Source organism: Yoonia sediminilitoris, from assembly GCF_003058085.1.
GTDB lineage: Bacteria > Pseudomonadota > Alphaproteobacteria > Rhodobacterales > Rhodobacteraceae > Yoonia > Yoonia sediminilitoris.
Window position 1 is genome coordinate 88,235 of record NZ_QBUD01000003.1, and the last position, 23,134, is coordinate 111,368.

Consider the following 23,134-nt stretch of genomic DNA (forward strand, 5'->3'; position numbering starts at 1 on the left):
GATCATCAGGCATATGCGCGCCCTTGTCACGCCCGACACCGCAGGTACTCACGCACGACACATCGGGGGCCTTCCGCGCGCAGCACCCGTTCGTTCACGATGGTCCACGCACGCAAGTCCAATTCAGGAAAGTAGGTATCAGCGGCATCAACCCGCAGATCGACATCCGTAAGCAGTAGCCTGTGTGCCAGTGGGATCATCTCTTTGTAGATCCCTGCCCCGCCCATACCATAAATACGGTCATAGCCCTGATCGCGGGCATGCTTGACGGCGGCGGTCACGGACGGGGCCACAACTTCTGCTACATCAGATCGGCCGGACACGACAATATTATAGCGGCGGGGCAATGGCTTGACTGGCAGACTGTCCCATGTATTCCGCCCCATGATCAGCGCGCCGCCAAGCGTTTCGCGTTGGAATGACTTGAGGTCTTCGGGGATATCCCATGGGATCGCGCCGTTATGTCCGATTGCACCACTCTGATCCTGCGCGACGATAAGTGTAATCATCGCTCAGACCGCCACGGGTGCGCGAATTGCAGGATCCGGATCATAGCCAATGATTTCGAAATCCTCAAAACGGAAATCGAAAATAGAAGCTACGTCGCGTTTGATCTGCAATTTCGGCAAGGCCTTGGGGGTCCGCGATAGCTGCAATGCCACCTGCTCCATATGGTTGGAATAGATGTGCGCATCGCCAAGCGTATGGACGAATTCACCAGCCTCATAGCCTGTCACATGGGCGATCATCTCGAGCAGCAGCGCGTAAGACGCGATGTTGAATGGCACGCCCAGAAACATGTCGGCAGAGCGTTGGTACAGTTGCAGATGCACGCGGCCATTCAGCACCCGCACTTGCCACATGGTGTGGCACGGTGGCAGTGCCATGCGGGGCACATCTGCGGGGTTCCATGCAGACACGATCAGGCGGCGGCTGTCGGGTGACGTCTTGATCATCTCGATCAGGTTCGCAATCTGGTCAATGCCTCCCGCAGTAAAAAGCGGTGCGCCCTCCTGTGACTGCCCTGTGGATTCAAGGGCGGGAAATGCGCGCCACTGATGGCCATAGACAGGGCCCAGATCGCCATTTTCATCGGCCCATTCATCCCAGATCGAAACGCCGTTTTCTTTCAGGTATCTGATGTTCGTGTCCCCTGACAGGAACCACAAAAGTTCGTGGATGATCGAGCGCAAGTGCAGCTTCTTGGTTGTAACCAACGGAAACCCGTCAGCAAGCCGATAGCGCGACTGCATACCGAAATAGGATAGTGTGCCTGTCCCTGTGCGGTCGGTTGATTCCTCGCCGAATTCCAGAATGGCGTTCAGCGCATCATGATACTGCTGCAATTTTATCCTCGACTCTCGTTCCTCTGACCGAACTCCATCGTGCCAAGGTTTAGGCTGTTATGCAATCAGATGGGTGCGCATGTAAAGGAACGCTGCCCGGAGGCGGAAAATGCGTAATTCTATAATCATAAGGCATTTTATCTGGGTTTTCTGGAATACAGTCGCCCTTTATTAACTATATTGTTGCCTAACAAAGGCCTAATTCTGGAGTCAGAAGCAAGGGACGTCTGTGGTAATTCCTCCATAGCCCGTCGCCAATATACAGGTGGCTTGGGTTGAATGTTGACATAAGAAAAGGCGCGCAAGATGTTATGCCCAAAGAAAAAAGCGAAGAGGCAGAATACCATGACAAGATTTGCAACAGCCGCCGCGCTACTGGCGTTGCTGGCCGCCTGTGACGACCAGCCGCTCAATTTCGATGGAGACGAGGAAGAACCGGCGACGGAAACCCCCACATCCCCCCCCGCGTCTACCCCGGACGTGATTGAGGATGATCCGCTCAACCCCGAAGGCATACCGGCCGTGAACGGTGTTTTCGGCCCAGTCGCAGGTGACGTGAAAGCGGGCAGTTATAGCACCAGTGGTGCAGGACAGGTGACTGTGCAGATTACGCTGGACGGTGACGATCTTGATCAGGTCTATGCCCGTGATACGGACCGTGAAACGCAATTCTCAGGCACTCAGTATCGTGCATTCAGTCAGCAAGATGATGGTCGCGACCGTGCATTTACCGCCTTGGCAGGGCGCTCGGCTGATGGGAACGCCACAGCAATCGTCGCTGCAGACGGTGGGCAGTTCCTCAAGTTCTTTGGCGGTGTGACCTACAGTGCGACCGACTATGTTGCCCCGACAAGCGGATTGGCCAGCTATGCAGGCAGATACGCCGGTCTGCTAAATCTTGGCCGCACAGATGACCTGCTTGATAATTCCGGAGCGACAGGCAGCGTTGTTCCAAGTCGTTCAACTACTGTGACGGGCAACGTTTTTATCAATGCAGACTTTACGGACAGCTCTTTGAACGGCGCAATCCAAAACCGGGTGAACGAAGGTGGAACCCCGTCTGCGGCGCCCGAAATTGTGTTGACGCCTGACGCGATCAACGCAGATGGAACGTTCCGTGGCGCTGTCGAGTTCGTCAATAGTGGTGGTTCTGTTTCGTCAATCGGTACATATTCTGGTGCGTTTGGTGGCACCGACGCCAGCAGTGTCGCTGGTGGTATTGCGATCCAAGATTTTGATGACGCGTCTGATGACGAGAAGGAATTCGGTATCTTTGTCCTCAGTCAATGCGGTCAGGGGGCGCCAACGACGGCGTGTGGCAACGTCGACGACATTGATGAATAAAGCGATCTTGCTTGCGGCTTGCCTGTTTGGGCAGGCTGCAATTGCACAAACCACAGTCGATATTCCTATTGACGAGGCCAGCGTGATTGCGAGGCGGGCGCTTTTTGCGGGCGAAACAGAGCTTGCCCTGCAAATTGCACGTGGGCTTTTGCAGGTGAACCCTGATGATCGCGAAGCGTTGCTGCTTGTTGCCGCAGGGGCCCCTCGTGTCGGACAGGCCACCCAAGGACGCATCGCGGGTGCCCGCGCCTACAGGCTGGCCCAGAATGATATTCAGGCCTATGAGGCCGCCCGTCTGACGGCACTGGCTGCGGCAAACGAAGAACGCTTTACGCTTTCAACCTTCTGGCTGCGGCGCGCGCTGATCTATGTACCCAACGATTCCGAGCGTGAACGCACGCTTGCCGACGCCAGAACAGTCCGCCGCGCAAACCCTTGGTCAACAAGCATCGGCTTTTCAGTTGCCCCGTCCAACAACGTCAACGGCGGCGTTGACGATGCGGATGGCGGCACCGTCGGTGTGTTGACGCAGACATTCTCTGCCGATGCAGTCGCACAGCCCGGCGTGCGGGCCTCGCTGAATTTCGGGACAAGCTATCGGTTCCATGAAAGCCCCGTTGATCGCGCTTCTGTATCCCTGCAATATCAGGCGGCCCGCGTGAAGCTGCGCGATGAAGTGGTGGAAAATCCATTCTATGAAGCGGCCATCCAGAGCGGACGGTCCACTGAAGGGATCGCTGAAACGGTCCAGCTGGACGCAGCACAGTTCGGTCTGGACTACCTGAGCGTCGGCGTCAGCTATGACCGCGCACTGGAAATCGGCACTGTTGGCGTGCGGTATGACACCGGCCTGCTGGAGTTCGGTGAAGAGCGGATTTACGACTTCAACCGTGCCACCCTGAGTTTCAGCCGCGCCCTGACTGAGGACACAACTCTGCAATTGGTCGGTCGCCGCGAGATTCAGGAACATGAAAACGAAAACACAGGGCAGGTTCGCCGGACGACCCTGATTGCCGGCCTGTCTTACCGGCTTGGCAATGGCGACCGGATCAGCACGAGCTATACCAAGCTCGACAGTGAAAGCGAAAGCATCAACTACACCTATGACGAATGGTCTTGGGAGGTGGGCTACGGCTGGGCAGAGCCGATTGGCCCGGTATCAGTCAGTGTCAGCGCCGGGATCAAAAGAGCCGACTACCCGTCGTATTTTCTGTCATTTGCTGACGGCCGCCAGGACGAAGGCTATTTCTACGGAATCGAATTGGACTTTCCTGAATTCGAATATGCAGGTTTTAGCCCCGGCATTTCCATTCAGGGCACTGATACGGAAAGCAATGTTAGCCGGTTCACGCGCAACTCAATCTCGACCCAATTGACGATAAATTCAGCGTTCTGACGTCTATCGCAAATGGCAGCCCGAAAAAATGGTGTGCCTTTCAGCCTGCGTTAAAGCACAGGCTATCGCTACGACTGGCTTCAGTTTTGGCTGGTATCAGCCAATTCCCGATCTTCCTCGGGAACGTTCAGCGTAGACCAGGTATCGTCGCGTGACGGCGATGGTGGCGTCACACAGGCCCCTTTGTGAATATTCACCTTGGCGATGAAATTGGCCGAAATTGGCGCAGTCACAAAAAGGAAGGCCATGATCAGCACCTCGTGCAGTGACCCATCACCAAAGGCCCAAGAATGGATCATCGAGGCCAGCAACAGCGCCCCGATCCCCACGGTGCCGACTTTGGTCGGGGCGTGCAGACGTGTCATTGAATCGTTGAATTTCAGCAGACCAATCGCGCCGACCATCGCAAAGATGGACCCGACAATCAGACAGAAAGCAACAAGGGCAGCGGCAAGTTCAGTCATTCGATAATGTCCCCCCGCAAGATAAACCGGGCGAGTGCGACGGTCGATACAAACCCCAGCATCGCGATAATCATCGCCACTTCGAAATAGATTTGCACCCCTTGGGAAATCCCCAGAAGCACGATCAACCCGATAGCGTTCAGCACCATCGTGTCCAGTGCCAGAATGCGATCACCGCTGCCGGGCCCTTTGACCAGACGCACCATGCACAAGGCTTGCGACAAAACGACGGCAACAAATGCAATCGAAATGGAAATGTTCATTAGGGCGATCATACGAATATCTCCTTCAAGCGACGCTCGTATCGGTCCTTGATTTCGTCGCGCACGGCATCGGGGTCGTCGGTGTCAAGCACATGCACCAACAAGCTATGCCCCTCATCAGACAAGTCCGCAGACACAGTCCCCGGTGTCAGCGTGATTGTCCCGGCAAGCACCGTGATTGCTTCGGGCTGTTTGAGGTCCAGCGGGATCACGATCCATGCAGGACGCAAGCTTTCGTTGGAGCGCGTCAGCACGATGATCGCCACCTGCACGTTGGCCACCAGAATATCCCGGATCACAACCATGGAATAGCTGATCATCTTGCTCATCCGAAAGCGGTTTGGCCGGTCCGGCCACCAAGCTTGCGTGATAACAGGAATGATAATGCCAAGGATCAGGCCAAACACCAGCATTCCTGCGGACAGTTTATTCTGCAGCAGTATCCAGACAACAGTCAAAAGGATCGTCAGCAGTGGGTGCGGCATCAGCCAGTAGAAGGCGCGCGGCATGTCAGTGATCCTCCTGCGGTTTGCTCAACTTGCCCGGCGTGTCCAGGACCGTGGCAACATAGGCATCGGGTGCGAAAAGTTGCACCGCCATCGCGGTCGTGTACCGGTGCATCTGCCCTGCAAAGACCGTGTGCGCGATCAACAGGGCGACCAGTCCGGACACCGCCACATAAGACAGGTTGCCCGGCCGGGCGACTGCCTCGGTTGGTTCAAGGCTGTTGGCTTTCCAAAAGATCACGCTGCCCGCGCGGGCAAAACCCACGACGCTGATCAGGCTGGCGCTCAGGATAATGGTCCAGATCCATGCCATCTGCGCAGTGGTGAATCCCGCGCTCAGGATCAGCAGTTTGCCGATAAAGCCCGACAACGGCGGCAGACCCGCCATCGCGATGGCCGCCACAAAGAAAAGCCCCGCCGTCATCGCAGCGCCAGCCACTGGCGGCTGTGCAGTCAGATCAAGGTTGTTTCGCCCTGCCCGCACCAGATCGGAAATCAGGAACAACGCGGCCCCCGCCAGAGTGGAATGCACGATATAGTAAAGCGCCGCCGCGATCCCTGCCGGGGTAAACAGCGCAATTGCCACCATCACCATCCCCATTGATCCAATCACCGAAAAGGCCACCAACCGGTCAAGTTTGCGCGCCGCAAGCACGCCGACCATCCCAATTGCCAGAGAAATCAGCGCCGCTGGCAATAGCCACATCGTCTGCATCCCTGCAGTGACCTCCAGATCGGGCGGGAAAATCAACGTATAGACCCGAATGATCGCATAGGCCCCGACTTTTGTCATGATCGCAAACAGGGCCGCGACGGGTGCTGGCGCCTCGGCATAGCTGGATGGCAGCCAGAAATGCAGTGGCACGATGGCGGCCTTGATCGCAAAGACCAATATCAGCAGGACGGCCGCAATACGGATGCCGACGCTCGCAGCCGGATCAATCAGCGTCACCCGTTGCGCCAGATCGGCCATATTCAACGTGCCCGTTTCGGCATAGATGGACCCCAGCGCAAACAGGAACAAGGTCGAGCCCAGCAGGTTGAACAGTACATACTGCACCCCCGCCTTGAGCCGCGCATTGCCCCCCGCGTGGATCATCAGACCATAAGAAGCAATCAACAGAACTTCGAAAAAGACAAACAGGTTAAAAAGGTCGCCTGTCAGGAACGCCCCCATGATGCCCATCAGCTGGAACTGGAAAAGGGCGTGGAAATGGCGTCCGCGCTCATCCCAGCGTGACCCGACCGCATAAAGCAGCACAAACAGCGCCAAGACAGCTGTCAGCAGCACCATCATGGTCGATAACCGGTCGCCGACCAGCACAATCCCGAAAGGGGCCGCCCAATCGCCCAACTGGTATAGCGTGACTGTTCCGTCAGATGCCTGCCAAACCAGACCGGCAGCCGTCGCAATCATGGCAACGACCCCTGCAATCGACACGACCCGCTGAATACCAATGTGATAACGTGCCGCGAACACAATAAATGGCGCAAGGAAGGCCGGCAGAATAATCGGAAGGATCAGCCAATGGGTCATGACGCATCCTCCGTCTCAGACCGGTCATCGACGTGATCGTCATCCGCCCCCAGATAGGCCCCCAGTGCAATCATCACGACCACGGCTGTCATTCCGAATGAAATCACAATCGCTGTCAGGACAAGCGCTTGCGGCAGCGGATCGGTGTAGTTTGTCGCGTCGGTCAGAATCGGCGGTGCACCGATGGTCAGGCGACCAGACGCAAACAGGAACACATTCACCGCATAGGTCAGCAACGAAATTCCAAGGATCACCGGGAAAGTCCGCAGCCTCAGCACCAGATAGATGCCAGCGGCGGTCAAAAGTCCGATTGCGGATGCAACAAGCAGCTCCATTACACGGCCTCCCGCTCTTCACGGGATGGATCGATATCCATCGGATGTTCACTTTCCGGTACATGGGCGCGGCGCGCCAATCGCGAGAAACTTTCAAGCGACAGCATGACCGCCCCGACCACCGCAAGGAAAACCCCAAGATCAAACAGAGCAGCTGTCGCCAGTTCAAATTTGTAGAATGGCGGAATGCGCACATAGGTGAAGTCGGAGGTCAGGAAAGGTTTGGATACAAACCATGACCCGATGCCCGTCAGTCCCGCAATCAGGACCCCTGCCCCGATCACCCCATGATAAGGATAACGCAGACGCGCAGACGCCCAGCTAAAGCCGCTGGCCATATATTGCATCACCACGGCAATTGACACGATCAGACCGGCGATAAACCCGCCACCCGGTTCATTGTGCCCGCGCAGGAAGATATAAAAGCCCACCATCAGCACAACCGGCATCATCACGCGGGTCAGCACAACCATCATCGTTGGGTGCATATCTCCCGCCCGGGGCTGGTCCGGTTTGCGGTTCAGCAAACGCGCGCGCACCGGTCCGGACAAAAGCGTTTCGGTCAGCGCATAGATCAACAGGGCAGCAATCCCCAGCACGATAATCTCGCCGTATGTGTCAAAGCCCCGGAAATCCACAAGGATCACATTGACCACGTTGGTCCCGCCCCCGCCTTTGTAGGAGTTGGCAAGGTGGAATTCCGAAATCGACGGGCTGACCGTGTCGCGCAGCAGGTAGTAGTAGGACAGGGCCATCGTCGCCACCCCTGCCGCTATCCCGATGGCGCCATCACGGACGCGCCGCAGGCTGCTGCTTTCAATCGGGGTCCGGTTTGGCAGAAAGTTGAGCGCCAAAAGCAGAAGGATAATGGTCACCACTTCGACCGTAAACTGTGTCAGCGCCAGATCAGGCGCGCTGAAATAGACAAACGCGACTGACACCATCAGCCCGACAATTCCAATCAGGATCAGTGCAAAAAACCGGTTGCGGTGCATGAACACCAGCGCAAGCGTCGCGGCCACCAACATAGACCATCCCGCCGCTGCAATCGGTGTGATCGGCTGCATGGTCCTTGTCGCTTCGCCAATCGTGCCGGTGGCAAACGCATGATAGCCTGCAGCCACAACCGTGATCGCCATGATGCCTGCATAGCGCGTGAATGCCCCGTCATGCAGCGGCTGGATGATTTTTTGCGCCAGCGCCACAACCGCCGCGATCAGCGCTTCAAAAATTGTCTTTGCCTCGGGCCGTGGGGCTGCATCCCATGCGCGCAACAATGGTCTGAAGATCGCCAGAACCAACAGCCCACCAACAACGGCAATGATGGACATATAGAGCGCAGGTACAAGCCCGTGCCAGATCTTGATGTAGTTCTTGGGCACCTCTGCCGCCTCGCCAAGCACAGAGGCTGTGACAAGCTTGACAAACGGCTCTGCCAGAAAGGGTGCGACCCCGATCAGCACGACAAGCGACACAAGAAACGCAGGTGGCCCCCAAAGGCCAAAGGGCGGGTCATGCGGTTTGGCAGGGTAGTCATCGCGCACCGGCCCAAGGAAAACATGACCGATCAGGCGGAAACAGTAGGCCGCCGAGAAGAGCGATCCAAAGGTCGCAAGCGCGGGCACAAGCCAGTGATTTTCGAACAGGACGGTGTGATACGCCTCTTCCAGCATCATTTCCTTGGATAAAAAGCCGTTCAGCAATGGAATCCCTGCCATCGACAAGGCCGCCAACGTAGCAATGACAAACGTCACAGGCATCAGTTTGCGCAAACCGCCAAGCCTGCGGATATCGCGGGTGTGTGCCTCGTGGTCGATGATCCCTGCCGACATGAACAAGGCCGCCTTGAACGTCGCGTGGTTGAGGATGTGAAACACCGCTGCCATCGCCCCGAATGCTGTGCCCGTGCCCAGCAGCATGGTGATCAGTCCCAGATGGCTGACGGTCGAAAAGGCCAGCAGCGCCTTGAGGTCATGCTTGAATAGCGCAATCACCGCCCCCAAAACCATCGTGATCAGGCCCGCTGACGTGACGATCACAAACCATTCGGTTGTCCCCGATAGCACCGGCCACATGCGCGCCATCAGGAAAATACCCGCTTTGACCATCGTGGCCGAGTGCAGATAGGCCGACACTGGCGTGGGGGCCGCCATCGCGTGCGGCAACCAGAAATGGAACGGGAACTGGGCGGATTTGGTGAAACAACCCAGCAAGATCAGGATAAGCGCGGGCAGATACAGAGGCGACGCCTGAATCATTTCGCGGTTTTGCAGAATGACGCTGAGGTCATAACTGCCCACGATCTGGCCAAGGATCAACATGCCACCAATCATCGCCAGACCACCCATGCCGGTCACGGCAAGCGCCATGCGCGCGCCCTGCCGTCCCTCGGGCAGATGTTTCCAATAACCGATCAGCAGGAAAGACGAAAGCGACGTGAGCTCCCAGAAAATCAGCAAAAGCAGAATGTTGTCAGACAGAACAATTCCTACCATCGCGCCCTGAAACAGCAGCAGATAGGTAAAAAACTCGCCCATGTTGTCTTCGCGGGCCAGGTAAAAGCGCGCATAGGCGATGATCAAAAGGCCGATCCCAAGGATCAAACAGGCAAAGAAGAAGCCCAGCCCATCCAGCATAAGGTTGAAATTCAGCCCTAGCAGGGGAAGCCAATCAATCCCGGTGGTCACGGTTTCGCCCGCTATGACCGCAGGCAGATTGCTAAGCAAGCCGATCAATGCTGCGAGCGTGACAGTAAATGTCACGCCGGCACAGGCTTGGCGGCCCGCGGAATTCATCAATCCGGGTAACAGCGCACCCACAAAGGGTAAGGCGACGATAAAGAAGAGGGACACGCGCACTCCTGATCTTAAGGGCCCAAAAACGTCTCACCTTACTGGTTGAGAATTCCAACTTTCTCAAGCGAAACCCACAGTATTGCGGCGAAAAAGTTGACACAGGTGCCAAAAACTCAAACTTGGACCCTCAACATAAACCGGTCGCTGCCTTCTTCAATCTGCACACATGCATTTGAAACACTGCAACATGCTTTTCATCTATGGCTGTGGCAGAACTTCACCAGCTAGGACATTACATGCGCTTTTTCATTTTGGTTCTCATTTTGCTGACGGGCCCGCCAGCGCTTGCAGATTCGGTACAGCCACGCGATGGCTGGGTGGTAGAGCCGACCGACAAACCCTTTGATGCACTTCTTGGCGACCTGCGCGCGGCAGTCCGCGAAAACGGCATGGCTGTTGTGACTCAGGCCGGACCAACGGGCGCCGCCGCGCAACGCGGCATTATCATTCCGCAAAACCGGGTTGTTGGCGTGTTCAACAATGTCTTTGCGGTTCGAATTCTGGATGCTTCCGTGTCCGCGATGATCGAAGCCCCAGTGCGGTTCTACTTGACCGAAGAAAACGATGGCGTTGCCACTCTTTCCTACAAGAAACCCACCTTTGTCTTTGCGCCCTATGCGCTGGACGCAGGGCCGGACCTGATGTTAGCTGCAAGCGAACTGGATGCGGTTTTTGCCGCCATCGCTGCGGACGCAATACAATAAGCCTAGGATTTCCAAATGTTACAGTCTCTTCGTGCCGCTGATGTTTTGGCACGCCGTCTTTACGACGCAGGATGCCGCCATGCGTTCGGGATGCCCGGTGGCGAAGTACTGACCCTGATTGATGCGCTGGAAAAAGCGGGTATTCGTTTCGTCCTGACCAAACATGAAAATGCCGCCGGTTTTATGGCCGAGGGGGTGCATCACTTGGATGGTGCCCCTGCCATTCTGGTGGCAACCGTTGGCCCCGGTGCAATGAACGGCGTGAACGTGATTGCAAATGCACAGCAGGACCGGGTGCCACTGATTGTCTTGACCGGCTGTGTCGATGCCGCCGAGGCCGAAACCTATACCCATCAGGTGCTGGATCATCGTAGAGTACTCGAACCGATCACGAAGGCCACATTCACCCTCAATGCCCCGGCGGCGGGTATCATCGCCGACAAAGCCGTCGGAATCGCCACAGAAGGGCGCGCGGGCCCAGTGCATATCGACGTGCCGATTGCGGTGGCCGAACAGACCGCACAGCCGATGAATGGCAGCCGCGCCCCTGCCAGTCCTGTGGCCCCGACCGGTGCTGATCTGCGCACCGCGCGTGACTGGCTCGCGCAGGCAAAACGCCCTGTTATGCTGGCCGGACTGGATGTGCTGAAAGACGGTGCCGCAGCGGATGTGCAGCAATTTGCCGAAACCTTCGGCGTGCCGGTGATGACCACATACAAGGCCAAAGGTATCATCCCCGAAGATCACCCTTTGGCGCTGGGGGGCGCAGGCTTGTCACCACTTGCGGACAGGCATTTGTTGCCCTTTGTGGCAGAGGCTGACCTGATCATTCTGGTTGGCTATGATCCGATTGAAATGCGCACAGGCTGGCAGAGCGCATGGGACCCTGTGCAACAGAATGTCATCGACATTCATGCAGCGCCCAACCACCACTACATGCATCAGGCCACACTCAGTTTCATCGCTGATACGGGCGCCGCCCTGAATTGTTTGTCCGCAGGCACCGCCCCGCAGGCCACATGGGCCGAAGGTCAGGTGCCCGCATTGAAGTCTGCCCTTGCCGCCGCCTTTCCAACGGATGAGCCATGGGGACCGGGTGCCGTAATCGACACCTGCCGCAATGTGATGCCACCCGAAACTATTGCGACCGTCGACAGTGGCGCGCACCGCATCATGCTGTCGCAGATGTGGACATGCCCTGCCCCGCGCAAATTGCTGCAATCATCGGGCCTTTGCACGATGGGCTGTGCTGTGCCCCTTGCCATCGGCGCCAAAATCGCAGCACCGGATCAGCCCGTCATCAGCTTTTCAGGCGACGCGGGCCTTTTGATGGTCGCAGGCGAGTTGGCAACAGCCGCAGAGCTTGGCCAGAACACGATTTTCGTTGTCTTTGTCGATGCCTCGCTTGCGCTGATCGAACTGAAACAGCGGCAGCGGCAGATGGACAACCGTGGCGTCGATTTCGTGCATCACGACTATGCTGCCGTGGCGCAGGCCTTTGGTGGCAACGGTGTCACCGTCAGCGACCGCACGGAACTCACCGCGGCATTGCAGGATGCGCTGAACGCCGACAGCTTTACCTTGATTGCAGCAAAGATTGCACAACAATCATATGACGGACGTATTTGACATGGGACCACTTCACGGCATTCGCATTCTGGACCTGAGCCGTATTCTGGCGGGGCCGACATGCACCCAGCTGCTGGGCGATCTGGGCGCTGAAGTTATCAAGATAGAAAACCCGAACGGCGGTGACGACACCCGCTCATGGGGGCCCCCCTTTGTGACAGGCAAGGATGGTGCCCCAACCGATCTGTCAGCCTATTTTCTTTGCGCCAACCGTAACAAACTGTCTGTTGCCGTCGATATTTCCACCCCCGAAGGGCAAGGCACAGTCCGGGCCATCGCCGCACAATCCGACATCGTGATCGAGAACTTCAAACCCGGCGGCTTGGCAAAATACGGTCTGGATGCAGCCACGCTGTGCGCGGCTGACCCGGCGCTGATCTACTGCTCAATCTCGGGGTATGGGCAAACCGGCCCCAATGCCCACAAGCCGGGCTATGACCTGATGGCGCAGGGCTATGGCGGGATCATGTCACTGACCGGCGAACCTGACGGCGAACCGATGAAGGTTGGCGTGGGCATCGCAGACGTGATGTGTGGCATGTACGCCAGCGTAGGCATTCTGGCGGCGCTGCGCCACCGCGACCAGACCGGTGCAGGCCAGCATATTGATCTGGCACTGGTCGATAGTCAGGTCGCATGGCTGATCAACGAAGGAACTAGCTATCTGGCAACCGGAAAAGCACCAGTGCGACGCGGTAACGGGCATCCCAATATTGCGCCATATCAAGTGTTCGAGACGGCCGATGGGCATGTCATCGTGGCTGTCGGCAACGATGGCCAGTTCAAACGTTTCTGCGGCTTCCTGAGACTGGAAGCGTTGCCTGCTGATCCATGCTTTGCCACCAACAGCGCGCGGCTGGAAAATCGCGCGGCGCTGATCGCGGCGTTGACCCCGGCGATTGCGGCGCTTTCCACGGCACAGATGATCGCCGGTCTTGAGGGATGTGGGGTGCCCGTCGGACCGGTACAGACGGTTGATCAGGTTTTTGGCTCGGATCAGGTAGCCGCCCGCGATATGGCCGTAACGATCAATAGTGATGCTGCCGAAAGCGGTAAGGTCGATCTGATCGGCAATCCGCTGAAATTCTCGGCCACGCCGGTTGATTACAGACGTCCGCCGCCAACACTCGGGCAAGATACAGCGGACGTGCTGGCAAGGCTTAAGATAAAGCCCTGAAATTGAATGCTTATGTTCAATTGAAACAATATATGACAGGTTCGTCAATCACGGCCCTGTGTGATGTTTGTGCGCGGCGGGACTGATACCCATGCAGACAGACTGAGACAGCGATCGGAGAGACGATGCAGGATATTTTTGGCCAAGAAACCACGCTGACCACCACGGCAGCGCTGGACAGATGGAACAAAACCCAGCTTGCCTTCCTTGCTCACGGGGCAGGTACGCCGGTCCATCTGGCCGAGACCCTGACAGCCGAACCGGATTTCGCACTTGGACATACCGTCAAGGCGATGTTCTATATCCTTCTGGGCCGCAAGGAACTTTTCGCGACCGCCCAAGAGGCGTGTGAGACCGCTCAGGCCGCACAGCGTGCCCGCCCAATATCCACCCGCGAGCAGCATTTTCTTGAGGCGCTGCGCGTCTGGATGCAAGGCCACCCCAAAGCCGCCCTGCACCATTTCGAAGCCGCCCTAGCGCAAAACCCCACCGACACGCTGGCCATGAAGCTGGATCATGCTGTGCGCTTTGTTGTCGGCGACAACGTCGGGATGCGCAGGATGATTGAAAGCGTCATGCCGTCATACGACAACACCCATCCGGGATATGGCTATCTGCTGGGCTGTCACGCCTTTGCATTGGAAGAAACCGGCGATTACCACGCGGCGCAAGTCGCGGGACGCAAGGCGCTGCTGCTTGCCCCTGATGATGCCTGGGGTCTACATGCCGTCGCCCATGTGCACGACATGACAGCCGACGCCGCTGGCGGCATCAAGTGGCTGGCGGGGCGTGAAAATGCATGGGCGCACTGCAACAACTTCCGCTATCACGTCTGGTGGCATAAAGCCCTGATGCACCTTGATCTGGGCGAGATTGACATCGTACTGGACCTTTACGACCAGAAAATTCGCAATGACAAAACCGACGACTACCGCGACATCTCGAACGCGACATCACTCCTCAGCCGTCTGGAGCTTGAAGGTGTGAATGTCGGGAGCCGCTGGGAAGAGTTGGCCGATCTGGCGGCCAACCGGACCGAAGATGGCTGCCTGATCTTTGCGGACCTGCATTACATGCTGGCCTTGGTTGGTGACAATCGAGACACGGCAATAGCATCAATGATGGGGCGCTTGCACAAGGACGCCAGGGAAGGCCGCACCGATATGCAAAAAGCGATGGCAGACCCCGGACTGGCTGCAGCAGCCGGCCTTGAGGCGTTTGGCGAGGCCCGATTTGAAGCCGCCTTTGCCAACCTAGCCAAGGCACATGGCAATTTGCAGGAGGCAGGTGGCAGCCATGCCCAGAGGGACGTCTTTGAAAGGCTTACGATTGACAGTGGTATTCGTGCGGGCCTGCTCAATCAGGCCGAGACATTTCTTGCCCAACGCACCGCCCGGCGTAATGGACGCATTGACGGCTATGCTGCGGCGCGGCAATGGTTGATAGCAGAAGGTCGACGGGCTGCGGGTGCCGGTTCGCATGTCGTAGCCTAAGTTCTGCGCGAAGGCTCAAATAATTGAAAAACATGACGATATCCCCATCTCACGCGGTCCAGACCCCCACGATCCGCGATCCGCGACTGGATTTCTATCGCGGGATCGCGATGTTTATCATCTTGATGGCGCACACGCCGGGCAACTGGTGGAACCAGTGGATCCCCGCCCGTTTCGGCTTTTCGGACGCGGCAGAGATCTTTGTCTTCTGTTCCGGCATGGCCTCTGCCGTGGCATTCGGTCGGACCTATGACCGACGCGGGTGGCTGTTGGGCACGTCGCGGATCATGTTCCGGGTCTGGCAGATTTACTGGGCCCATATCGCGACTTTCCTGCTGACAGCGGCATTGTTGGCGGCTTTCGATCAGGCGGGCATGTTTGACAAGAACTATATTGGATCGCTCAACCTTGGCCGGTTCTTCAACGATACCGGCCCGCAGTTGGTTGGACTTTTCACGCTGACTTATGTGCCCAATTTTTTCGACATCCTGCCGATGTATATGATGATTTTGCTGATGGTGCCGATTGTGATGGCCTTGTCGCGCGTCAACCCATGGCTGGTCGGCGCTTTTGTGGCCCTTGTCTGGCTCATGGCGCAGGGGCAGTTGCTGACATCCGTCGGTCTTGGCTGGTTGCAAATTGATCTGCCCGCAGAGCCGTGGTCGGACCGCGCATGGTTTTTTAACCCGTTCGGCTGGCAACTGATCTTTTTCACTGGCTTCGCCCTTATGCGCGGCTGGATACCCGCCCCGCCGGTGAACAAATGGATGATTGGGCTTGTGGCCTTGGTGTTGCTGGCCAGTTTTACCGTGTCACTCGTGGCGATGCGCGAATTTGGCTGGACATGGGCAAGAGAATGGCGATCAGACAACGCGATGTGGATCACCAAAACAGACAGCGGTATCTTTCGGTATATCCACTTTCTGGCGGTCGCCTATTTCGGCTGGGTCATCGCAGGCCCGCAAGGCCGCCATCTGCGCGCATCCGGCATGACATTTCTGGCAAGGCTCTGGCGCGGGGTCGTGGCCCAGATCACCAAGGTCGGCCAACAGTCGCTGGCGGTCTTTCTTGTGTCGATCGTTTTGTCCCGGCTGCTGGGCTTTGCCCTGGATGTCGCCGGCAACAGCCCGCTGCCCGTTGCGGCCGCCAACATTGCTGGTTTTGCCATCTTGCTGGCAACGGCCTATCTTGCTGGTTGGTTCAAAGGACAACCGTGGAAAGGCCAGCCCGTGAAAGGACAGTCCAAACCGTGATTGATCGTCGCACATTTCTGGCGTTGATGGCCGCCGCGGGAATGCCTGCGCAGCTTGCGGCGCAGGCGGCACAGCCCTTTTCACGGGACTGGCTTATCAATCTGGCGCGCGAAAAGTCGCAAACGGATTATATCGCCCGCCCCCTGATCCCCGAGCCGTGGCGCACGATGGATTATGATGATTTCCAGCACATTTGGTTTAACGCGAAAAAGGCGATCTGGAACGACACCGACAGTCCGGTCAAGATTGATCTGTTTACAGCCGGGCTTTATGTGGAGCGAGCGACGACAATCCATCTGGTCACGGACGGGCAGGCACGTGTTCTGCCCTATGACATCTCGCTGTTTGACAAGACCGATGATTTCCCCGACCTGCCGATTGACGACACGATGGGCTATTCCGGCCTGCGCCTGCGGGCGGAACTGAACCAGCCAGAAATTTTTGAAGAATTCATGGTCTTTCAGGGGGCCAGCTACTTTCGTGCGATTGCAAACAAGCAAACCTACGGACTGTCTGCCCGTGGTCTGGCCCTGCGCACAGGCGACCCCGCAGGCGAAGAGTTCCCCGATTTCACCGATTTCTGGGTCGAGGCCCCTCGTGCCGACGCTGACAGCTACATCGTGCACGCCCTGCTCGATGGGCCTTCGGTCACAGGTGCCTTTCAGTTCACCATCACACCCGGCGCGCCGACAACTGTCACGGTGCAAAGCACACTTTTCCCCCGCGTAGATCTGATGCATGTGGGCCTTGGCACACTGACTTCGATGTTTTTGTTCGATGAGACAAACCGCAACCGCTTTGACGATTTCCGCCCGGCTGTGCACGACAGCGAAGGGTTGCTGATCGTCAACGGCAATGGCGAACGCATCTGGCGGCCTTTGGCCAACCACAAAACGGTCGAGGTCAGCGCGTTTATCGATGACAGCCCTGCCGGGTTCGGTCTGATGCAACGCGACCGCGATCCCGAAAGCTACGCCGATCTTGAGGCGCATTACGATGCCCGCCCGTCTCTGTGGATCACACCCGATACCAATTGGGGCGCAGGCGCGGTTGAACTGGTCGAAATCCCTGCCGATCGCGAGATTTACGACAATATCGTTGCCTACTGGCGCCCGCGCGAACCGCTGCAAGCGGGCCAGCGCTATGACATCGGCTATCGGATGGACTGGGGCGATGAACCCGCAGGATTGCCCGATGTGGCGCGCGTCATCAACACACGCATCGGCAAGGGTTTTGACCAGATCAAGACCGTATTTGCGATTGATTTTGCGCCGCACCCCGCGCTGGAGGGCCCGCTTGATGATCTGACGATCATCCTGCGCGGCACTGCGGGCGAGGTATCACCCCCGATCCTGCAACAAAACCCCGGCACCGGGGGTCTGCGCCTGAATTTCAGTGTCTTGCCCGGCGATGCACCGCTGATTGAGTTACGCGCACAAATGCTGCTGAACGGCAACGCGCTGACAGAAGTGTGGCTCTACAGATGGACGGTGTGAAGCCCCCGGACATGATGCCGCCGCAGGTGCCATTGGCGCGGCCGATTCAGGCGTTGAACAAACCGCACAAAGATCAGACAGCCCCTGGCTCCGTTGACCGTACAACAACATTCTGGTGGCGCATCTTTGCGTTTCTGCCCGCCTTTGCGGTGACAACTGCGGTTGTCACGATGATTGTGAACTGGTTTGCGATGGCAGGGCTTTACCCCGTCGAAATCGCGATTATTGCGCTAATCACGGTCACGTTCTTCTGGGTCGCCCTGTCTGTGTCGACGTCTGTTGTCGGTGTCAGCAGCCTCTTTCTTGGAAAGGGGCGCACGCCCAAGGCGCACGATCCGGCACCGCAGAAAGTGGCCTTGTTGGTGCCGGTTTACAATGAAGTCCCCACCGACGTGTTTGGCAATGCCGCCGCGATGATGCGCACCCTGATTGAACGCGACGGCGGCCATGATTTTTCCCTTTTCATCCTGTCTGACACCCGCGGCGATGCGGCTGCCGCACTGGAAGAACGCGCCTTTCTCAACCTGCAGGCCCGCTTGCCGTTGGGAGCCCATATCTATTACCGCCGCCGGATCGAGAACACCGACCGCAAGGTCGGCAATCTGGCGGACTGGGTCGAACGCTGGGGCGGTGCATATGACGCGATGCTGGTGCTGGACGCTGACAGTCTGATGAGCGGTGAGGCGATCCTTGCAATGACCGACGCGTTGGCCGAGGACCCCGCAGCAGGGCTGATCCAGTCCTTTCCGACGATCTTTGGCGCGCGCACTGTCTTTGCCCGCCTGCAACAGTTTTCCAACCGGGTTTACGGCGCGCCGCTGGCCGAGGGGCTAAGCCGCTGGACAGATCAGGACGGCAACTATTGGGGCCATAATGCAATCATCCGCACGCGGGCCTTTGCCGCCTGCGCCGGCTTGCCCAAAAGCGGCAAAGGTGAACTGATCCTGAGCCATGATTTCGTCGAGGCCAGCTTGCTGCGTCGGGCCGGATGGGCTGTGCGCTTCTTGCCCGGTGTGCAGGGCAGTTACGAGGAAGTCCCCGCAACCCTGATCGACTACGTGTTGCGCGACCGGCGCTGGTGTCAGGGCAACCTGCAACACCTTGGCCTGCTGCGCGCGCGTGGGTTTCATGCCCTGTCCCGCTTTCATCTGATCAGCGGTGCTATGGGCTATTTGATGTCGCCCGCATGGTTCACACTCCTGATTATCTGGGCGCTTGTGGGGAACGGCGATGAGGCGAACGTCGTCAAATACTTCAGTGGCTACAATTCGCAGGTGAACTGGCCCACCATGTCGACGGGTAACAGCATGGCTATTCTTGGTTTTATGTATGCCATGCTGATTGCGCCCAAAATTCTGGGCGCAGGCGTGATCCATAAATCCGGGCTGCGGCTGCGCGACATGGGCGGGATCTGGCAGTTCCTGACATCCATGTCGCTGGAGATCGCTCTGTCGATCGCTTATGCGCCGGTACTGATGGTGCAGCAGACCAAGGCCGTAGTGGCGAAATGCATTGGACGCAAGGTGGGCTGGAACCCGCAGAACCGTCAAGGCGGGCACTATTCCCTTGCTGTCATGGCGAAATTTCATGCCGTTGAAACATTCTTGGGTGCCTGTGCCCTGTTCGGGATGGCTGCGGGTCTGATGTCACTGTGGCTATTGCCTATCGCCCTGAGCCTCGCATTCGCTGTGCCCCTGTCGTGGCTCAGCGGGGTGGACCTATCCAAACGGCGCTGGTCGGCCCGTCACATGGGCACGCCAGAAATTATCAATGCGCCCCCCATCATTCGTCGTGCCATGGCAGAACGCCGCCGCGCCGCCGCAACGCTTGAGGCGCAGGCAAGGATCGCGGCGGAGTGAGTAAGCAGATGACCAGCGGCATGACACTATTCGGAGTTGACCTACCGAACTTGGCCGCAGTCTTCCCGAAGCGGTATGCGCAATACTGGTGACCTGCCCCCGAGGCTCCCTCATTCATAACGAGAGTTAGCGGGTCCGGTTTTCCTATTTTTCGTCGTTGGTTTGGGCAAGCGCGCCGGTCGCGGAGCCCTCATTTTGCTAACGCGTCCGGCGTGCTTCTGCGGGTGTTTGGTTTCCAAGCGATGAGTGCGGTCTGACGTTGTTGTAGTCGTAGCGCCAGAGGACCAACTTTCGCCGTGCATCGTCGAGGCTGTCGAACATCTCCTCGTTCAAACATTCATCCCGCAGTTTGCCTTTGAAACTTTCGATGAAGCCGTTCTGCTCGGGTTTTTATGGCACGATGTTGTACCAATCGAGGCCCGCACGGTGGAGCTTTTGCCCGCGAACCGAATTGTCTTTAGGCGCAAAGAACAGTTTTCTACCCGGCTCTTTCACCCACTCTTAGGAAATACTGAGCGTTTCACGAACGGCAGAAATGCGAAAGCTTCGGCGCAAATCAGGAGGTCGAGATTTGTTGGTATCCGACATTGCCAAACCCTCCTATTCCTCTGCCTCCAGCCCCTCGAACCAATCCAGCGTCATCGCGGTCCAACCGCGCGGAATGCCATGCCCGCCGGGATGTAGCGCGAATTCAAGGGCTGTGCCGGGCATGCAGTCTTCCCATTTCCGCCGCCAGAACCGATCCGTCATCGTGAATGTATCGGGTCGCAGCATGTCGCAGGCGTTTTCCGCCCGCCAAACCTGCATCGCTTGCCAGACGTCGCCCTGATAGATGCGCCCGCCGCCCAACGGCCGCCCTTCGAGCGGGACGGTCTGGTCTTTCCAGCCGTGGGTTTGCATCAGCCGCACCGGACCGTTGCAGGCAGCGGGTTCCGGTTTCCAGAAACTGCCGCCGACGGGCGCGTAGGCAGCGAACATGTCAGGTTCAGCGCAGGCGAGGTAGCTGGTCATTGACCCACCCACGGAAAACCCCGCAAGGATCATCGCGCTACGGTCCAGCCCGAAACGGGCCGCCGCATCGTCTGCGACCGATGCCAGATAAGCGATATCGTCGCGGTTCTTGGGTCTGTCGGGATGGAAATACCAGCCAGTGCCAAAGCGTCCCGGACGGTCCTGCCCGTTTGCCCCGATGACCGCATATCCTCGCGCAATCAGCGTATCCACCATGCCGCGATTGCGCAGCGCCCCGGCCCCTGTGCCCCCGGCCCCGTGCAGCCAGAGGATCGCGGGCGCCTTGTCAGGCGTATCGGGCAGGGCGATATGATAGGTGCCGGTGGTAACAACACAAGCGTCGGCCTGTTCCGTGCAAGCTGCCTGCAACGACGTCCCAAACGCCGCGAACGCGGCAGCCGTCAGCCAGCCCCGCATCATCCTTCCTTCACTACAGGCAGACCGCGTTTTAGCCAGCCGGGTCCTGCCGCAGACCCCATCATGCCTTCGGGCACATCAATGATCCGGGTAAAACCCGCCTTTGCCAGTTGGTTGGCCACTCTTGCGGAACGGACCCCCCGTGCGCAGATCAGCGCGATCGGCGCGTCTTTGTTGCCATCGGTCAGAGTAAGCAGCGCATCGGCAAAATCGTCACGGCGCAGATCGACGCGATGCGCCCCTTCGCCACTGCCGGTACGCGCCCATTCATCGGGGCGGCGGATGTCGATTAATGTGATCTTTCCCTCAACTGCGGCAGCATGGGCCTGCGGTGCGGTCAATTGTGCGCCTGCGACGTCCTCAGTGATCAACGCATAGAACAGGTTGGTGTTGAACAAGGCGGCGACTCCCACACCACCTGCGCAAGCGACACCAAAGAGCAGCGCGCGCCGCGACATCTGCATCAGCTTTTGTGCGCGCTAAGATAGGGTGTGATGATGCCAACCGCTTGATCCACATCCATGACAGGTGGCACGAGGGTGAGGACCTCGCCATCGCTGTCCAGCAGATACAGAAAGCTGCCATGCGCGAACACTTCGCCACCTGCGGGGTCGGTAAAGAGCACCTCTTTCTCGACCGAAAAGGCATCATAGGCTATTTGCAAGGCCGCCTCTGAACCCGTCAACCCGACAAAATCGGGGTGATATTGCGCCAGCGGTTGCCCGATATTGGCGACAGTATCGCGCGCAGCGTCCACCGTGATCATCACCGGTGTGAGCAGTCCAACATCTGCCAATTCATCCACGATATCGGCCATCAACGGCAAGCTTGCCGAACAGATCTGTTCGCAGTTGGCATAGCCAAAGAACAAAAGCTGGAGATGGCCGTCAGGGGCAACCTGCGTGCGGTTTACGCCGAATTGGTCAACCAGACTGAACGCCCCGCCTATGTTGAACGGAAAATCGTTTGCATAGGCGGGGCCAGCAGCAATTGCCGCGATCAAGGTTGCTGCGTGGATCATTCGAAAAGGTCATCCTTGATTTCTTCGTCCTGCACGAGCCCCAGCCCAAAGTAGCCTTCGCTTGCGATTTCAGCCAGCACCCGTGGGTCGCGGCGGAACCACGGGCCTTTGCCTGCTGCGTCGGGATGGTTTTCGGCCCAGACCTTTGTCCAGCTATTGGCGCGAACCCATTCATCACTATCAAGCACGCGTATGCGCTGGACCAGATAGATGTTCTTTGCGCCAAGATACTCGTCTTCCAGCAGCAGGCCATCCACTTCGACGGTCTGCGTGCAATAGGGTAGCAGTTCCTGCACTGCCCCGGTGAAGGCAGCCTGCGCGTTCTTGTTAGGAAACACCAGAACATTATCAGCGCTGCGCACAAGGCCCAACTGCCGATTGCCAGCGCCGCAGTTGTCCGGGCAGTCGCCGGTCAGTTCACACAGGATATCGACGACTTTTGCCTCGAACCGGGCGGGCTGTTCGGCGTAAAGGTTCCAGGTTTTCGCTTCGGACCCTTCGGAAAAGTCCTGCGCCATAGCGGGGGTTGCAACAAGTGCGATCAGGAAAAAGAGATGCTTCATTGGTCGGCCTCCGGAACGGCAAAGGGGGGCACGGGGCCATAGCTGTCATGGCTCAGGTTCTGGATATCAAGGTCGCTCACGACCTCTTCCACGATCAGGTAGTTCAGCCCGTCGCGTTCATAAAACATCCCGTCCGCCTCGACCACATGACTGGCAAGGCGCAGTTGCGTATCGCCGCTGGCATTGTCCGTGCTGTCCTCGATCTTGAGTACCATATAGACGGTCCCATCCTCGGCCAGCAGACCAACGGGAATACCCCCCGCAGAGCACCAGAGCGCACAGGTATGGTGCGCGGTGCCAACAACCGCATCCGGGCCGCCCATGACGCCCGAGAAATAGCACCATGTGTCGATGATCTCGCCTTTGACGCTGATCCTTTCACCCTCTGCCGCGCTCGCCTGTGCGGCGGACAGGACAGAGCAGGCGAAGAGTGCCGAAGATAAAATTTTCACGAATGCGCCCCCT

The 23,134-nt window shown here is 57.9% G+C and carries 22 protein-coding genes and 1 pseudogene; 9 read left to right on the forward strand and 14 right to left on the reverse strand.

The annotated features are described in order from the left end of the window. Positions 1-26 precede the first annotated feature (26 nt). Positions 27-509: a dihydrofolate reductase gene (locus tag C8N45_RS08685; protein ID WP_108385853.1), complete on the reverse strand. Its 483-nt coding sequence runs from the start codon at positions 507-509 to the stop codon at positions 27-29. A 3-nt stretch (positions 510-512) separates the two neighbouring features. After that, entirely contained in the window at positions 513-1,346 is an 834-nt protein-coding gene (locus C8N45_RS08690) for a thymidylate synthase (RefSeq protein ID WP_108385854.1), read from the reverse strand. A gap of 345 nt (positions 1,347-1,691) precedes the next feature. On the opposite strand from C8N45_RS08690, the gene C8N45_RS23195 reads away from it, so the two are divergent. Together C8N45_RS23195 and C8N45_RS08695 are read left to right on the forward strand one after the other, a co-directional pair. Then, the gene (locus tag C8N45_RS23195; protein ID WP_168769435.1) at positions 1,692-2,690 is read left to right on the forward strand and encodes a HupA family protein; all 999 of its coding nucleotides are present in this window, start codon (positions 1,692-1,694) and stop codon (positions 2,688-2,690) included. Then, the gene (locus C8N45_RS08695) at positions 2,683-4,086 is read left to right on the forward strand and encodes a surface lipoprotein assembly modifier (RefSeq protein WP_168769436.1); all 1,404 of its coding nucleotides are present in this window, start codon (positions 2,683-2,685) and stop codon (positions 4,084-4,086) included. The genes C8N45_RS23195 and C8N45_RS08695 overlap by 8 nt, the downstream gene beginning before the upstream one ends. 80 nt (positions 4,087-4,166) lie before the next feature. Here C8N45_RS08695 and C8N45_RS08700 read toward each other — a convergent pair whose 3' ends face one another. From C8N45_RS08700 to C8N45_RS08725, 6 genes are read right to left on the reverse strand one after another with little or no spacing between them, the layout of a single operon-like run. After that, positions 4,167-4,550 (reverse strand): Na+/H+ antiporter subunit G, encoded by a 384-nt coding sequence (locus C8N45_RS08700; RefSeq protein ID WP_108385856.1) that lies wholly within the window; start codon positions 4,548-4,550, stop codon positions 4,167-4,169. Then, the gene (locus tag C8N45_RS08705) at positions 4,547-4,825 is read right to left on the reverse strand and encodes a K+/H+ antiporter subunit F (RefSeq protein ID WP_108385857.1); all 279 of its coding nucleotides are present in this window, start codon (positions 4,823-4,825) and stop codon (positions 4,547-4,549) included. Before C8N45_RS08705 ends, C8N45_RS08700 begins: the two co-directional genes overlap by 4 nt. Beyond that, complete coding sequence (locus tag C8N45_RS08710) at positions 4,822-5,322, reverse strand: Na+/H+ antiporter subunit E (protein ID WP_108385858.1); 501 nt, start codon at positions 5,320-5,322, stop codon at positions 4,822-4,824. Before C8N45_RS08710 ends, C8N45_RS08705 begins: the two co-directional genes overlap by 4 nt. Position 5,323: 1 nt before the next feature. Beyond that, positions 5,324-6,856, reverse strand: a complete 1,533-nt coding sequence (locus C8N45_RS08715; protein ID WP_108385859.1) for a monovalent cation/H+ antiporter subunit D — start codon at positions 6,854-6,856, stop codon at positions 5,324-5,326. After that, positions 6,853-7,191: a Na+/H+ antiporter subunit C gene (locus tag C8N45_RS08720; RefSeq protein WP_108385860.1), complete on the reverse strand. Its 339-nt coding sequence runs from the start codon at positions 7,189-7,191 to the stop codon at positions 6,853-6,855. The genes C8N45_RS08715 and C8N45_RS08720 overlap by 4 nt, the downstream gene beginning before the upstream one ends. After that, positions 7,191-10,043, reverse strand: a complete 2,853-nt coding sequence (locus tag C8N45_RS08725) for a monovalent cation/H+ antiporter subunit A (RefSeq protein WP_108386067.1) — start codon at positions 10,041-10,043, stop codon at positions 7,191-7,193. The genes C8N45_RS08720 and C8N45_RS08725 overlap by 1 nt, the downstream gene beginning before the upstream one ends. A 239-nt stretch (positions 10,044-10,282) precedes the next feature. On the opposite strand from C8N45_RS08725, the gene C8N45_RS08730 reads away from it, so the two are divergent. The 7 genes from C8N45_RS08730 to mdoH all read left to right on the forward strand — a co-directional run bounded on the left by C8N45_RS08730 (position 10,283) and on the right by mdoH (position 19,657). Next, positions 10,283-10,750, forward strand: a complete 468-nt coding sequence (locus tag C8N45_RS08730) for a DUF302 domain-containing protein (protein WP_108386068.1) — start codon at positions 10,283-10,285, stop codon at positions 10,748-10,750. Between the two features lie 15 nt (positions 10,751-10,765). Next, positions 10,766-12,379, forward strand: a complete 1,614-nt coding sequence (locus C8N45_RS08735; protein WP_108385861.1) for a thiamine pyrophosphate-binding protein — start codon at positions 10,766-10,768, stop codon at positions 12,377-12,379. A 1-nt stretch (position 12,380) separates the two neighbouring features. Continuing rightward, positions 12,381-13,556, forward strand: coding sequence for a CaiB/BaiF CoA transferase family protein (locus tag C8N45_RS08740; RefSeq protein ID WP_245882605.1), 1,176 nt, complete (start codon positions 12,381-12,383; stop codon positions 13,554-13,556). A 125-nt stretch (positions 13,557-13,681) separates the two neighbouring features. After that, a complete protein-coding gene (locus tag C8N45_RS08745; protein ID WP_108385863.1) occupies positions 13,682-15,049 on the forward strand; it encodes a tetratricopeptide repeat protein in 1,368 nt (455 codons plus the stop codon). Between the two features lie 32 nt (positions 15,050-15,081). Continuing rightward, positions 15,082-16,302, forward strand: a complete 1,221-nt coding sequence (locus C8N45_RS08750) for an OpgC family protein (RefSeq protein ID WP_108385864.1) — start codon at positions 15,082-15,084, stop codon at positions 16,300-16,302. Next, positions 16,299-17,798, forward strand: a complete 1,500-nt coding sequence (locus C8N45_RS08755; RefSeq protein WP_245882606.1) for an OpgD/OpgG family glucan biosynthesis protein — start codon at positions 16,299-16,301, stop codon at positions 17,796-17,798. The genes C8N45_RS08750 and C8N45_RS08755 overlap by 4 nt, the downstream gene beginning before the upstream one ends. Continuing rightward, positions 17,786-19,657: a glucans biosynthesis glucosyltransferase MdoH gene (gene mdoH, locus C8N45_RS08760; RefSeq protein WP_108385866.1), complete on the forward strand. Its 1,872-nt coding sequence runs from the start codon at positions 17,786-17,788 to the stop codon at positions 19,655-19,657. Before C8N45_RS08755 ends, mdoH begins: the two co-directional genes overlap by 13 nt. A gap of 198 nt (positions 19,658-19,855) precedes the next feature. Here the strand turns inward: mdoH and C8N45_RS08765 are convergent. The 6 genes and pseudogenes from C8N45_RS08765 to C8N45_RS08790 all read right to left on the reverse strand — a co-directional run. After that, positions 19,856-20,047: pseudogene (locus C8N45_RS08765) on the reverse strand (integrase core domain-containing protein); the annotation flags it as partial. 210 nt (positions 20,048-20,257) lie between these two features. Further along, positions 20,258-21,085: a CE1 family esterase gene (locus tag C8N45_RS08770; RefSeq protein ID WP_245882607.1), complete on the reverse strand. Its 828-nt coding sequence runs from the start codon at positions 21,083-21,085 to the stop codon at positions 20,258-20,260. Further along, positions 21,085-21,543, reverse strand: a complete 459-nt coding sequence (locus C8N45_RS08775) for a rhodanese-like domain-containing protein (RefSeq protein ID WP_108386069.1) — start codon at positions 21,541-21,543, stop codon at positions 21,085-21,087. The genes C8N45_RS08770 and C8N45_RS08775 overlap by 1 nt, the downstream gene beginning before the upstream one ends. Before the next feature lie 5 nt (positions 21,544-21,548). Beyond that, positions 21,549-22,106: an SCO family protein gene (locus tag C8N45_RS08780; RefSeq protein WP_108385868.1), complete on the reverse strand. Its 558-nt coding sequence runs from the start codon at positions 22,104-22,106 to the stop codon at positions 21,549-21,551. Continuing rightward, positions 22,103-22,669, reverse strand: a complete 567-nt coding sequence (locus tag C8N45_RS08785) for a hypothetical protein (RefSeq protein ID WP_108385869.1) — start codon at positions 22,667-22,669, stop codon at positions 22,103-22,105. The genes C8N45_RS08780 and C8N45_RS08785 overlap by 4 nt, the downstream gene beginning before the upstream one ends. Then, positions 22,666-23,121: a hypothetical protein gene (locus tag C8N45_RS08790; protein WP_245882608.1), complete on the reverse strand. Its 456-nt coding sequence runs from the start codon at positions 23,119-23,121 to the stop codon at positions 22,666-22,668. Before C8N45_RS08790 ends, C8N45_RS08785 begins: the two co-directional genes overlap by 4 nt. Positions 23,122-23,134 lie beyond the last annotated feature (13 nt).

Bases quoted from the DNA above. Each gene is read 5' to 3' on its own strand.
- C8N45_RS08715 (WP_108385859.1), bottom strand. From the start codon at position 6,856: ATGACCCATTGGCTGATCCTTCCGATTATTCTGCCGGCCTTCCTTGCG.
- C8N45_RS08685 (WP_108385853.1), bottom strand. From the start codon at position 509: ATGATTACACTTATCGTCGCGCAGGATCAGAGTGGTGCAATCGGACAT.
- C8N45_RS08750 (WP_108385864.1), top strand. From the start codon at position 15,082: ATGACGATATCCCCATCTCACGCGGTCCAGACCCCCACGATCCGCGAT.
- C8N45_RS08705 (WP_108385857.1), bottom strand. From the start codon at position 4,825: ATGATCGCCCTAATGAACATTTCCATTTCGATTGCATTTGTTGCCGTC.
- C8N45_RS08780 (WP_108385868.1), bottom strand. From the start codon at position 22,106: ATGATCCACGCAGCAACCTTGATCGCGGCAATTGCTGCTGGCCCCGCC.
- C8N45_RS08735 (WP_108385861.1), top strand. From the start codon at position 10,766: ATGTTACAGTCTCTTCGTGCCGCTGATGTTTTGGCACGCCGTCTTTAC.
- C8N45_RS08740 (WP_245882605.1), top strand. From the start codon at position 12,381: ATGGGACCACTTCACGGCATTCGCATTCTGGACCTGAGCCGTATTCTG.
- C8N45_RS08730 (WP_108386068.1), top strand. From the start codon at position 10,283: ATGCGCTTTTTCATTTTGGTTCTCATTTTGCTGACGGGCCCGCCAGCG.
- C8N45_RS08745 (WP_108385863.1), top strand. From the start codon at position 13,682: ATGCAGGATATTTTTGGCCAAGAAACCACGCTGACCACCACGGCAGCG.
- C8N45_RS08785 (WP_108385869.1), bottom strand. From the start codon at position 22,669: ATGAAGCATCTCTTTTTCCTGATCGCACTTGTTGCAACCCCCGCTATG.
- C8N45_RS08710 (WP_108385858.1), bottom strand. From the start codon at position 5,322: ATGCCGCGCGCCTTCTACTGGCTGATGCCGCACCCACTGCTGACGATC.
- mdoH (WP_108385866.1), top strand. From the start codon at position 17,786: ATGGACGGTGTGAAGCCCCCGGACATGATGCCGCCGCAGGTGCCATTG.
- C8N45_RS08775 (WP_108386069.1), bottom strand. From the start codon at position 21,543: ATGTCGCGGCGCGCGCTGCTCTTTGGTGTCGCTTGCGCAGGTGGTGTG.
- C8N45_RS08695 (WP_168769436.1), top strand. From the start codon at position 2,683: ATGAATAAAGCGATCTTGCTTGCGGCTTGCCTGTTTGGGCAGGCTGCA.
- C8N45_RS08700 (WP_108385856.1), bottom strand. From the start codon at position 4,550: ATGACTGAACTTGCCGCTGCCCTTGTTGCTTTCTGTCTGATTGTCGGG.
- C8N45_RS08720 (WP_108385860.1), bottom strand. From the start codon at position 7,191: ATGGAGCTGCTTGTTGCATCCGCAATCGGACTTTTGACCGCCGCTGGC.
- C8N45_RS23195 (WP_168769435.1), top strand. From the start codon at position 1,692: ATGACAAGATTTGCAACAGCCGCCGCGCTACTGGCGTTGCTGGCCGCC.
- C8N45_RS08770 (WP_245882607.1), bottom strand. From the start codon at position 21,085: ATGCGGGGCTGGCTGACGGCTGCCGCGTTCGCGGCGTTTGGGACGTCG.